Annotated in this window: 10 protein-coding genes and 2 pseudogenes; 2 read left to right on the top strand and 10 right to left on the bottom strand. The window is 38.8% G+C overall.

The features are described 5' to 3' along the window. Positions 1-65: 65 nt before the first annotated feature. Positions 66-455, bottom strand: a complete 390-nt coding sequence (locus COD92_RS03920) for a hypothetical protein (protein WP_098527503.1) — start codon at positions 453-455, stop codon at positions 66-68. A gap of 192 nt (positions 456-647) precedes the next feature. On the opposite strand from COD92_RS03920, the pseudogene COD92_RS32645 reads away from it, so the two are divergent. Further along, positions 648-1,063, top strand: a pseudogene (locus COD92_RS32645) (NADPH-dependent FMN reductase); the annotation flags it as partial. 113 nt (positions 1,064-1,176) lie between these two features. Here the strand turns inward: COD92_RS32645 and COD92_RS33565 are convergent. The 6 genes and pseudogenes from COD92_RS33565 to map all read right to left on the bottom strand — a co-directional run bounded on the left by COD92_RS33565 (position 1,177) and on the right by map (position 7,356). Next, positions 1,177-1,765: pseudogene (locus COD92_RS33565) on the bottom strand (DUF421 domain-containing protein). Positions 1,766-1,816: 51 nt separating this feature from the next. Then, positions 1,817-2,893, bottom strand: a complete 1,077-nt coding sequence (locus tag COD92_RS03905) for a PrsW family intramembrane metalloprotease (RefSeq protein WP_098527504.1) — start codon at positions 2,891-2,893, stop codon at positions 1,817-1,819. A gap of 132 nt (positions 2,894-3,025) precedes the next feature. Further along, positions 3,026-3,994 carry a ring-cleaving dioxygenase gene (locus tag COD92_RS03900; protein WP_098527505.1) on the bottom strand — a complete coding sequence of 323 codons (969 nt, stop codon included), beginning with the start codon at positions 3,992-3,994 and terminating at the stop codon, positions 3,026-3,028. Between the two features lie 14 nt (positions 3,995-4,008). Next, complete coding sequence (locus COD92_RS03895; protein WP_098527506.1) at positions 4,009-4,614, bottom strand: alpha/beta hydrolase; 606 nt, start codon at positions 4,612-4,614, stop codon at positions 4,009-4,011. A gap of 248 nt (positions 4,615-4,862) precedes the next feature. Then, entirely contained in the window at positions 4,863-6,341 is a 1,479-nt protein-coding gene (locus COD92_RS03890) for a SulP family inorganic anion transporter (protein WP_098527507.1), read from the bottom strand. Between the two features lie 274 nt (positions 6,342-6,615). After that, positions 6,616-7,356: a type I methionyl aminopeptidase gene (gene map, locus COD92_RS03885; RefSeq protein WP_098527508.1), complete on the bottom strand. Its 741-nt coding sequence runs from the start codon at positions 7,354-7,356 to the stop codon at positions 6,616-6,618. Positions 7,357-7,570: 214 nt separating this feature from the next. On the opposite strand from map, the gene COD92_RS03880 reads away from it, so the two are divergent. Beyond that, on the top strand, positions 7,571-8,899 hold the full coding sequence (locus COD92_RS03880) for a D-serine ammonia-lyase (RefSeq protein WP_303745788.1): 1,329 nt from the start codon (positions 7,571-7,573) through the stop codon (positions 8,897-8,899). 28 nt (positions 8,900-8,927) lie between these two features. Here the strand turns inward: COD92_RS03880 and COD92_RS03875 are convergent, their stop codons facing one another. The 3 genes from COD92_RS03875 to COD92_RS32480 form a co-directional block, all read right to left on the bottom strand. Then, complete coding sequence (locus COD92_RS03875) at positions 8,928-10,442, bottom strand: pyruvate kinase (protein WP_098527509.1); 1,515 nt, start codon at positions 10,440-10,442, stop codon at positions 8,928-8,930. A gap of 154 nt (positions 10,443-10,596) precedes the next feature. Beyond that, positions 10,597-11,955: an arsenic transporter gene (locus tag COD92_RS03870; RefSeq protein ID WP_098527510.1), complete on the bottom strand. Its 1,359-nt coding sequence runs from the start codon at positions 11,953-11,955 to the stop codon at positions 10,597-10,599. 226 nt (positions 11,956-12,181) lie between these two features. Further along, on the bottom strand, positions 12,182-12,440 hold a 259-nt coding region (locus tag COD92_RS32480), incomplete at its 5' end, for a hypothetical protein (RefSeq protein WP_218014452.1).

Raw genomic sequence — 12,440 nt, 5'->3', positions numbered from 1 at the left:
AGCACTAAAAAGGTCTTCCAATTTTTCGGAAGACCTTTTTATTACTAAAAAACTTTATACTGTATTTAAAAGAGACGTCTATTAATCACTGTGCATTGTCTTGCACCTCTTCGAATCAAACGGCGTGCCTCAGCTAAAGAGATTTCGACAAGTACAGCTTCGTCTATGTCGTCTTCTACATCAAACAAAGCAAATGCCTCTCTATCTAAAATCAATACACAAACGAAGTTTACTTCTAAATTATCAGAAGTTGGCCTGCTAGTAACTACTTGGCAACGCTGGACTCCTGCATTCAAGAACGCATTAGCCTCTCTACGGGAAATGCGAATAAATACATATTCCTCTATTTCAACATTACCAGCTTCTGCTTCGATTTCTACCACCAAAAAGAAACCATTTCTTCTTGTTTCGAGAATACAATTAGCTCCAATCGATATAACATCTTCTGGATTCATAAATATCACCTCCCTTGTACAATAAATTCAACTGGTAAAGGAATTGCTTGGACAACTATCCCAAGAAATTATTAGAAGGTGATTAGATTTTTTTTTAAATGTTCCCTGGTTATATAAAGTCACGTTGAATAACTGATATTAGGAATTGTAAGGTTAATGAATTGGAAAAGTTAGGGAAACATTTTTTACATAATTGTAGATTTTGAACTACCATTCTTAGGTACAACTAACGCCTCTGAGCCTGGATTAGGAAGATGGAATGAAAAGCTTTCAAGCTTAGACGGATTTGTGTTTATCGTCCAAGAGTACAACCATAGTATCACAGGAGCATAAAAAAACGCTCTTGACTGTGCACGTGAGGCTTAGAACAACAAATCTGCTGGTATCGTCAGTTATGGATCTACCGGCGGTGCGCGTGCTGCTGAGCACTTACGCGGGATTTGCGGAGAATTATTGATTGCAATGTCCGAGCCCACCCTACATTATCTTTATTTACTGATTTTGAAAATGGTACTGACTTCAAACCTCAGGAATTACATTTAAACAATGTAAATGCAATGCTCGACCAAGTTCTTGCTTGGGGCGGCGAATTAAAGATATTGCGATAAAAGTCTATAAAAAAAGGAGCAGCCTTTTAAATGGCTGCTCTCTATTATTATTAATACCTCCAGTAAGAATTAAATCCAACGAGGGCTAGTCTTTTTTTGTTTTTAAATAAAAGTTAATTCAAGATTTCCGGATGTTCTTGTGGAATATTTTGATGGATCTCCTCGAATATGTCCTGACTAGAATCCTTGTTCGCTGTAGTTAGGTTTTGTTGTGAGATTTGATTGATTAGTTTTTTAAATTCGCCAATCGTTAGTGGTTTTGCGTCTTCTTTTAATTCATAGCCCAATTGACCGTTTGGTTCAATTGTTCCAATTTTGATGTCAGATAACTTGGTAGGGCCCATATTGCGCATCCGCATTTCCAGCCCGTCAACAGTTAATCGAAGCTTCTTTAAATTCTTAACATTTAACTTCCCGTTTTCAATAACTATTTTAGATTTTCCCATAATTAATTTTTCAAAAGGGTTAAAATGAAGTTGTATACTCAACTATTAGGATGGACACCACAAAAATGATTGCCCCTCCAATTGCCTTAATCATACTTACTTCTACAATTGGTTCAACTATAAGGTGGCCAAGAGAAATCATTACGATCGTTTGGGCAAGTGTCATCTGTGCGATTGATTTTCTTCCAGCGATTCGAAGCAAAACAACACCCGTAAAGAACAGTATAAAAGATTTTAAAATAAAGGATAAATCCATAATAAATCCCCCCGAGGATTATACTCTTCCCTAATATTTAATGAGTTGAATTTAATTCTGGGATTGATATTTAAACGTCAATTTTTTATTGCCTATTTCTTTAAGGCCAGCACGAATCAGCAGGAAAACGACAATCCATGAAGAAACCATTAAGAAGATCTGTCCAAATGGGAACATCCCTGGAATTTGTGTGTCCCATAAGGCATGCATCAAAATTACCAAGATAAAGACGCGTAAAAATTTAATATTGAATAACATTTTGAACTTGAAAGGCTGGTCCCCTTGAACCCTGCAGAATGCTGCACCTGTCAAAGCGGCCCAGGCTACATGGCCGCCAGGAGCCAAAATTCCGCGCCATAGCATCGTGATGTACAGATTTTTGCCATCCCCGGAAAGCAGCGCTCTTAGGGCATAACCAGCTGTTTCAAAGGCTGCAAATCCTGCTCCAACGGCTGCACCAATGAGAAGTCCATTTAGGATATACTTGTATTTACGGTACCGTACAAAAGTGATGACCGTAATTGCTTTGGCGAGTTCCTCGGCAATTCCGATCGTAATGGGATTGATATTATGTTTTAGGATATCGAAAAACAATAGGGCGACTAACATAGAGAGAATCCCGCCGATAAACACAACATAAATGATCCGATAAAAGGCAATATTTTGCGGAGCGTTCATTTCCCAGAAGAAGATTAAAGTAGTTAACGGAACAGCAAAAGCACCAACAATGATAAGTCCAGGTATAAAGTTTACATTTCTAAAATAACCTACGCCAATATATAATCCTAAGAATGCAATCAGTGCAAATATGAACACTCTTGCAAAAAGCCAAGGCTTTGGCCATGTTTCTGTAACTTCCGTTATTTTGGGTGTGGTAAGCGCAGTGCCTACGATGAAAAGGCGTTCAGCCTCTAGTTCACTATGATTTCTAAAGACACGAGAAAAGACGTTTTGAAACTTTGGTTCAACCGAACGTTCAAATCTCGGAACCATATCCACATAATGGGCAAATTCATAAAATAGGCTGTTTTCATCCTCTTCCGTATTATTTTTAAAGAACTTTTCGCCGCAGCTTAAGCAGAATTTTACACCATCTGGATTTGTATAGACACATTGCGGGCATTTCATATTACTTCCCCCTCTTGATACCGAATTCTTTTAATATGTACTCGATTACAAAATTACTTATTTTATAGTTAATTTAACCAATTAACACAAATAAAAACAGACGAATTTTTCGCCTGTTTTTGTGATATGACTTTAATTTAATTCAAGAGGGCGTAAGTTTGCTTCAATTTCTTCACGTCTCGGTTCTAAAAATGGTGGTAATGCCAGTTTTTGACCCATAGTTTCCAATGGTTCATCTGTCGCGAAGCCAGGTGTATCAGTTGATAGTTCAAACAAAATGCCATTGGGTTCTCTAAAATATAGTGCTTTAAAATAATATCGTTCTACCTTACCTGAATTGGCAATCCGGTGTTCCTTTAAACGTTGAGCCCATAAATGGTATTCCTCCTCATTAGGTACCCGGAAGGCCACATGATGGACTCCGCCGCGTCCAATTCGTGCACGCGGTAGATCTGGTCTTGTTTCAATATGGACCTCTGCTCCACTGCCACCTTCTCCTGTTGCAAAAACCATAATATTAGGATATTCCCCTTCTAATGATGGATAGGAACTCACAAATCGGAATCCCATAACTTCTGTAAGAATTCCGATCGTTGGTTCGGCAATGCTGACTGTAAGTGTGACTGGACCTAATCCAATAATGGCATGTTCAACAGGGATATCGTCCCGTTTCCAGGGGATACCGGCTCTAACGCCGGTTTCCTCATTATCTGCCACAAGTATTAAGCGGGTTCCTTCAAAGTCTCGAAAAGCTAAGGTATCGCGACCGGCCCTTTTTTCAATTGAGTCATGATGGATTCCCAATTGGGTAAAACGTTCTTTCCAAAATAACAACGCATCTGTGGTTTTCACTTTTAATGAAACCGTAGAAATATCTGAAGTTCCTCGGTAGGAGTGGCCTAGGCCTGGAATATCAAAGAAAGTGACCTCTGTACCTGGAGTTCCCTCGGCATCCGCATAGAAAAGGTGATAGGACTCAGTATTATCTTGATTGACTGTTTTCTTAACTAATCTCATGCCTAAAATTTTCGTATAAAATTCGTAGTTTCTCTCGGCTTTGCCTGTCAAAATCGATACATGATGCAGTCCTAATAATTGCATTTTTTAAAACCTCCTTAACCAACAATCCCTTTATACCATTTGGCTGCTTCTTCTACTTCTTCTCTGGTTAATTGATGTCCGCGATTTTCCCAGTGCAGCTCTACGGATGCGTTGGCATCTTGAAGTAATCTTTGTAATTCCTGCGATTCCAATGGTGGACAAATTGGGTCATTAGTTCCTGCAGCAATAAACACATTCGCACCTGTTAAGTCAGGAAGCTCGATTCTTCTCGGAACCATTGGATGATGAAGGATAGCACCTCTTAGGGCATTCTGATAGTGAAATAATAGGCTTGCAGCAATATTCGCCCCGTTCGAATAGCCTATGGCAATGATATTTTTTCGATCAAACTCATATTTTTGTGCCGCCTCAGCAAGAAATTCATTTAATTCTTGGGTTCGGAAAACAAGATCCTCTTCATCAAAAACACCTTCCGCTAGTCTTCTAAAAAAGCGGGGCATTCCATTCTCCAATACATTTCCACGAACACTTAGTACAGACGCCTCTTCATCAATCATTCCAGCCAGCGGTAAGAGATCTAATTCATTTCCTCCAGTACCATGAAGTAATAGCAAAGTTGGTTTTACAGGATTTTTTCCTTTTTGAAAAATATGTTTCATCTATACTCTCCTTTCAAATTCTTAAATGGTTTAGGCATCCACGACAATTTGTTACTTAACCCGGACTCGATCAATCCATTGTTCGTTAGCTATAATACGTAGTACACCTTTTTTGCTAGTATTTCCAAATTCGTTTGATAATTATTTTGAAATCAATTATCTTGAATACGAGATAATTGTAATACATCTATTGGCGCTTCGTCAATAAAAAAACACGCTGAGTATTATTCAGCGTGTTCCTCCTGGATTTAATGACTAGCAGCTTTTTCAAGTCCGCCAGACTTGTTATGAATAGCTATTTTATTAATAAGCTTATTACTCTCCGTATTTAATCCTCTAAGGTTTACCTTGACACCATTTTGATGGTATTTGATCACGACTTTATCAATTGCTCCAACAGCTGAATCATCCCAAAGGTGAGCATGAGATAAATCTAAGTCGACTTCCTTTACATCTTCTTTAAAATCAAAACCATTTATAAAGTCAGTTACAGAAGCAAAGAAAAGTTGTCCTGTCACATGATAAATCCTTTTATTGGCCCCTATTGTTGAAATACTGGTTACTTTTACTTTAGAAATTTTTGAAGCAAAGAATATCGCACTTAGGATTACCCCTACTAAAACCCCTAAAGATAAGTTATTTGTCATGACTACAGTTATAACAGTAATGACCATAACAATCGAATCGGTAAATGGTACTTTTTTAAAGTTTTTAAGGCAAGACCAATCAAACGTTCCAATGGAAACCATAAACATTACTGCCACAAGTGCTGCCATTGGTATTTGAACAAGGAAGCCCTTCAGTGAGACGATCAGAGTCAGTAAGAAAGCACCTGCTACAAAGGTAGACAAACGCCCTCTCCCACCTGATTTAACATTTATTACAGATTGTCCAATCATGGCACATCCAGCCATCCCGCCAAAAAGACCGGATACGATATTAGCCATCCCTTGTCCTCTAGCTTCTTTGTTTTTATCGCTTTCAGTATCTGTCATATCATCGACAATCGAAGCCGTTAGTAAGGTTTCCACCAAGCCCACAATCGCAATGGAAATAGAGTAAGGAAAAATAATTTGCAAGGTTTCCAAAGTAAACGGAATATCTGGAATTAAAAATACCGGTAGTTTCGATGTTAGTTCACCTAAATCTCCAACTGTACGTACATGGCTGCCCGTTAGAATCGAGATAACGGTCATAACTAGGATCGCAACTAGTGGAACAGGAACGGCTTTTGTGAAACGAGGCAGTACATAAATAATCACAAGCGCTAAAGCAACCATCGCATACATTTGCCAGTTAGCTCCTTTAAACTGAACTAATTGAGCTGAAAAAATTAATATGGCCAGTGCATTAACGAAACCTGTCATCACAGAACGCGGGACAAACTTCATCAAACGGCCTAATTTTAATGCTCCCATAATGATTTGAAGAACACCCGTCAGGATGGTCGCGGCAAGTAAATATTGCAAGCCATGTTCTTTGACTAAGGATGTCATTAATAGTGCAGTTGCCCCGGTCGCAGCCGAGATCATCCCGGGTCGTCCGCCTACGAAAGAAATGGTAACCGCGATACAAAAGGATGCATACAGCCCAATCATGGGGTCCACTCCCGCGATAATTGAGAAGGCAATGGCTTCTGGTATAAGTGCCATAGCAACCACTATCCCAGATAATACATCTCCCTTGATGTTTCCAAACCATGAATATTTAATTGTAGTTAAATTCAAATAAAGCACCTCTCTCTTTAATCTTTGAAAATTGTCCAGCTTCAGCGCCTATTCAAGGCACTTCCGCTTTTCTATTTGACTTCCAACTCTCATGAAAGTCGGGGCCGTTGTTAACAGGAAGATTATAAAGGAATGTGACAAAATTGTGAAATTGAATGAAAGCGGGGCCATTACCTATTTTCTTTCATTTCCTGCATTTTTCTAGTAATATCATTAGAAAGTATAATAATGTATAAAAAAGAGAGCGTACCTAGATACGCTCTCCGTCCATTCATTATTTGGTTAAAATAACGGGGCCATCCTTTGTCACAATCAAGGTATGTTCATATTGTGCAACAAAGCTTTGCTCTGTTACAAAAGTCCAGCCATCATCCAGTTGGAATACTTCCTCGTCATGGGTAGAGATAAACGGTTCAAAGGCAATGACCATTCCTTCTTTCAATAGCCCGTGGTCTGAAGTTTCATTATAATTATAAATATACTCAGGTTCTTCGTGAATCGTACGCCCAATACCATGGCCGGTAAGGTTCATAACAACGGTTAATCCGTGCTGCCTTGCTACTTGATGAACGACTTTACCTATTCCCGTAATTCGAGCACCAGGTTTTACTTTTTTTAGACCTGCTTCAAAGGCTTCTTTGGCAACATCGCAAATTTTGGAAAGGATCTCTTCGCCTTTGCCAACTACAATGGAAATGCCGGTATCAGCAAAGTAACCATTTTTTGAACCTGATACGTCGATATTCACTAAGTCCCCTTCTTGAATTACGCGTTCTCCGGGGATTCCGTGCGCGACTTCTTCATTTACACTGATACAAGTATAGCCAGGAAAATCATATTCGCCTTTGGGTGCGGAGATCGCTCCTTCTTTTTCAAAAAGTTCTCCGGCTAAATCGTCAAGTTCTTTAGTGGTGACACCTGGTACAGCTCTTTTCACTAGTTCATCTCTTATCGATGCTACAATTCTGCCAATTTCCTTTAAACTGTTAAAATCCTCTTCTGTTTTAGCAATCATTGGTCTTGCCCCAATCTACATGATTTATTAGTAAAAACACCATAATTTAGATTTTACCCGTCCTTTCGAGAAAATCCAAGTATTGTTGATTATTCATATTTTTTTGAAAATAGCTCCCACCCATCATATCCCGCAAACCCAGAGTAAATGATTCAACCCACAACCTAGGAATGTTAAACTATAGATATCAAATCTGAAACATGGAGAGAAAAATGTGAACCCAGTAGAGATTGAAAGTTTGCTTGACGCTCAGGCCCTTAAGCTAATCGAAAAAATGAAATCACATGACGAAGTTTTATGGTTTAATCCGAAAATCCAAACGGCCCAAAACAGTCTGGAAGACTCCCTGCTCACCCTGGAGGATATTCAAGATGCTGAAGAACGATTGAAACGATTTGCTCCCTATATAGCTCAAGTGTTTCCTGAAACTAAAGGAACCAACGGAATCATTGAATCAAACTTAGTTAAAATCCCTGCCATGAAGAATAAATTAGTCGAGAGTTACAATCAGCCAATCTTAGGAGATATATGGTTAAAATGTGACAGCCACCTCCCCATTTCCGGCTCGATTAAAGCAAGAGGCGGCATATATGAAATCCTTAAATATGCCGAGGATTTAGCGATTGAACAACAGCTTCTTCGCAAGGATGATGATTATTCTATTTTGGACAGTGAAGAATTCCGCCGATTTTTCTCACAATATCGAATTGCGGTGGGTTCCACGGGTAATCTAGGACTAAGCATTGGGATAATCAGTGCTAAATTAGGATTTAAGGTAACTGTCCATATGTCAGCAGATGCGAAGCAATGGAAAAAGGATCTGCTAAGAGATAAAGGTGTTCAAGTAATCGAATATGGGGCGGATTACAGTAAGGCGGTAGAGGCTGGTCGTATTCAGGCAGAAAAAGATCCCCGTTGTTATTTTGTAGATGATGAGAACTCACAGCATTTATTTCTCGGTTACGCCGTGGCTGCCTTAAGGATAAAAAATCAACTAGATGAGCTTCAGATAAAAGTCGACGAAGATCATCCCCTGTTTGTTTACTTGCCCTGTGGTGTGGGCGGGGCTCCCGGTGGTGTTACGTTCGGTTTAAAACAATTGTTCCAAAACAATGTTTACTGCTTTTTCGCTGAACCTACTCATTCTCCTTGTATGTTACTTGGATTATTAACAGGACTCCATGAAAAGATTTCGGTCCAAGATATAGGGATTGATAATATTACGGCGGCGGATGGACTTGCTGTAGGAAGACCATCCGGATTTGTCGGCAAGATCATCTCGCCTATTTTAAGCGGTGCTTTTACAGTTAGAGATGATGAGTTATTTAAACTTTTAAGGATTCTGGTTGATACAGAGAATATAAGATTGGAGCCTTCTGCTCTCGCAGGGATGATTGGCCCGGTTAAACTAGCACAAGAAGGAAAGGCATTTTTACAAAAACATCATTTGCTTAACAAAAAAGCTGCGCATATCGTTTGGGCGACAGGAGGTAGTATGGTTCCAGACGTGATTATGGAAGATTACTATAAAAAGGGATTTTAATGAAAAAAATAGCAGCCTCCTATAACTGCTAATCTAGGCGGCTGCTATTTTTAAATACCCCAAACTGTGCGGTTAAGTCAATTAGTGGCTTTTGTCTCGGTGGATTAACTTCCACTGTACGTAACAAATTAACAAGCATTCTCAATGCATCGACTACAAAAGGCCCTTTATTAAGCATGATGCAGTTTGCCCGACTCCCATAGGCAGCATCGGTTATCTCTGCACGCGCTGGGATTCCTTTTTTTGTGAGCTTCTCCAATACACCTGTTGCCCATATAACGGGTGTGTAGGCAGCCGAACAGATGGTTAAGATTTCATCCTGCACAAATGATAAGTTTTCAGGACCAACCTCAACAGCCAAGTCGCCCCTTGCCAGCATTATTCCGAATCTGTTAAAATGCAAACCTTCTATAAGGATTCTCGCCAAATTATGAACAGCATCTTTTGTTTCGATTTTGGCGACTACAGCAATATCGGTTCGCTTAAGTATTTCTAATTCTTGACGTAATTTTCTTAAGTCAAGTGGGGAGTGGACAAAGGATATTCCTAAAATATCCGCGTGATTAGTTATAAAGGGTATGTCCGCTAAATCCTTTTCTGTTAATGCCGGGAGATTTAAGCTTAAAAGCGAATCAGGTAAATTTAGCCCCTTCCCTTCTTTAACCCTTAATGGTTTGGCCGTGGGTGAATGGATTTCCACTTCTACAAATTCCTTGGTAACTTGTGATACGAAACCATGGATTTTCCCATCATCGATAAAAATAGAATCGTTTACCCGAACATTTCGAAACGCTTTTTCCAGCGTTACCGGTACGCCGGCAGGAGTATCCTCCACTGCCGAATGCCCCTCGGTATCGGAATTCAAATAAAATCGCAGCTGATCACCTTTTACCACATAAATAGGAGCATCAGGCAGCTTCCCAACTCGTACCTTGGGTCCGGCTAAATCCATATAGATTTTACATTCGGACTTTTGATATTTCCCTTCAATCCTTAGCTTTTTTTCTACATCCCTTATAGCATCAATTATTTGCTTCCATATTTCCCGATCATCGTGAGCGCAATTGATTCGGGCAATATTCATACCATTTAGTATTAGCTGTTCTACCTGGTTCGGATTGTTTAAGACTTTTGAATCTACCGTGACCATAATTGCTGGTTGATTCGGTTGCATTCTATTCCCGAAGAGTTCATCTGTCCGCTTACTTAAGATTTTTCTTGAATCGAATGGTGTTGAAACCATTAGATTCTTTTGCAAAGGTAATGAGATATTTAAATAGGATAATATTTTTTCTAGTGTATATAAAACGTGTGTAGATGATTGAGAAAGATCTGCAAGCCCTTTTTCTTTTAGTTCTTGGCATATACCAAGTAAGTTTTGTTCACGAAATCCTAAATATGAAATTAAATTATCCCGACAGATTCTGGCATCGTCCTGGAACTCGTGATGCTCCTCTACATGATCACTAGCTTGAATGATTTGTTTATAGATGCTTTCTAGCCGTCTTGGTAATTCTCGTTGGTTTAATGGGAATTGTGCCACATCCCCTTCACATCCTTGTATCCCAAACTAAAAAAAGTTTTCCCATTATTTATTATTCATGAATGTAAAAAGTGTGTAGTGGTCTTCTGACTCAAAATAAAAAAAAACAAGTTTAATGAACAAACTAACCCTCATCAAACTTGTTTATGTGAGATTATTTTACAAAAAAGAGTAAGAGCCATAGATACAAACTGATTAAGGTAAAGACCAAGGTTGGCGGTATGACAATCAGCGTTACTTTAATGTATTCTACCCAAGTAATCGTAATTTTGCTTTTCTTAAGTATATGCATCCATATTAGTGTCGCCAAGGTTCCAATCGGGAGAATAAGGGATCCAACATCACTTCCGATTATATTTGCTAAATACACCGTTTTCATAATTAGCGGGTCTAGTCCCATATCAGTTAATGCTAAGGTTGAGACCATCAAGGCAGGATGGTTGTTAAAAATGTTTGATAAAAATGCCGTGATAACACCCATTGTTAAACTTGCATGTAAGAAGCTGTCAATGACAAGGGGTTTTAGATTTTCAATTAAATATGCTGTTAATCCGATATTGTGTAAGCCAAAAATAATCACGTACATACTGAAGGCAAAGATTAAAATGTGCCATGGTATTTTTTTTAGGACATCATTTGGATTGACTTTTAAATACATCCATCTCCAAATTAAAAGAATTAGCGAACCACAAACCGCAACAAGAGAGACCGAGATGCCAATAAAAGATGCTACAAATAGACTAATCCTGACTATGAGGACGAAGATTAACATTTTCATCATAAGTTTCTTTTGTTGGTCAAACAGACTTTCTGAGTTTTGTTGGAGCGGATGGAATGGGAGGTTTTTTTGCAGCGGAATTGAGTAAGAATGGAAGCGAATTTGGGCTGGAATATTCTTTTTGAAGACTAGGTACAGCAAATAGGATAAGAACAATAGGCCGAGGACTCCTGGCACAAACATCATTTCGGTTTGCATATAAAGGTCCATTCCAATAATTTTCAATGCAATAAGATTAACAATATTGCTTACACCAATGGGGGCACTGGAGGCTGTGGCGATTAAAGCTCCACTTAACAAAAATGGGATTTTTTGTGAATTTTTTAGTTTTAAATTATTTAAAATTAAAATCAGGATCGGTGTAGTAATTAGAATACTTCCATCGTTATTAAAAAATAACGTCATTAAAAAGCATAACAGCAAGGTATTCCAATATAAGCGGTAACCAGACCCCTTTGATAGTTTAAGCATTAGTGCCGCGGTCCAGCTGAAAAAGCCTATGCTCTCAAGAACTATTGCCATTACAATCGTGGCTATTATGGTAATCGCAGCCCCAGTTACCTTGGAACTGATGTCAAGCAAGTCACCTGTTGACACACTACCGCTCAAGAAGACTAGAACAGCTCCAATCGTAGCTGGTATAGCTTCGTTCATATTTTTGGGACGGATGAAGATCATCACCATAGTTAGAATAAAAGCTGTTATCGTAACAATCACCGTCAAAAGATGATACATAAAAGTTAATTTACTCCCTTCATTTAGTTTCCTTCTGATTTTTTTCCGTTTATTCTCTTCTTGTCCCTTGCCATATAGTACGTCCAACAAGAAGGCTTGTTCTAAACGAATATCCCGTAATAAAACAAATCAGCATTTATCTAGATAAATATTTTTAGACTTAAATAGATTTTTGCCTAGCAGATTAATATTTGGGCAAATTACTCTGCTTAAATGATCTAGGTATTTATGTAGATTGGGTTAATATTGGTTGTATTTTGTTTTGAAGAACCATATAAAAAATAAAGCCGGCACTTGTTGAAGTACCGGCTTTATAAATCAAATTATTTTCTACCTTTAGGACCTTTAGCCCCTTTAGCGCCTTTAGAGCCTTTGCTTCCCTTAGAGCCCTTGCTGCCTGAAGATCCCTTGCTGCCTGAAGACCCCTTACTGCCTGAAGAGCCTTTGCTGCCTGAAGATCCCTTACTGCCTGAAGAGCCTTTGCT

The organism is Bacillus sp. AFS037270 (genome assembly GCF_002585305.1).
Note: the sequence above shows the minus strand (reverse complement) of the source record. Positions and strands in the feature narration are given on the sequence as shown.

Coding starts and splice junctions, on each gene's coding strand:
- COD92_RS03905 (WP_098527504.1), bottom strand. CDS start 2,893: ATGAAATGCCCGCAATGTGTCTATACAAATCCAGATGGTGTAAAATTC.
- COD92_RS03900 (WP_098527505.1), bottom strand. CDS start 3,994: ATGCAATTATTAGGACTGCATCATGTATCGATTTTGACAGGCAAAGCC.
- COD92_RS03920 (WP_098527503.1), bottom strand. CDS start 455: ATGAATCCAGAAGATGTTATATCGATTGGAGCTAATTGTATTCTCGAA.
- map (WP_098527508.1), bottom strand. CDS start 7,356: ATGATTGCTAAAACAGAAGAGGATTTTAACAGTTTAAAGGAAATTGGC.
- COD92_RS03870 (WP_098527510.1), bottom strand. CDS start 11,955: ATGTATCATCTTTTGACGGTGATTGTTACGATAACAGCTTTTATTCTA.
- COD92_RS03895 (WP_098527506.1), bottom strand. CDS start 4,614: ATGAAACATATTTTTCAAAAAGGAAAAAATCCTGTAAAACCAACTTTG.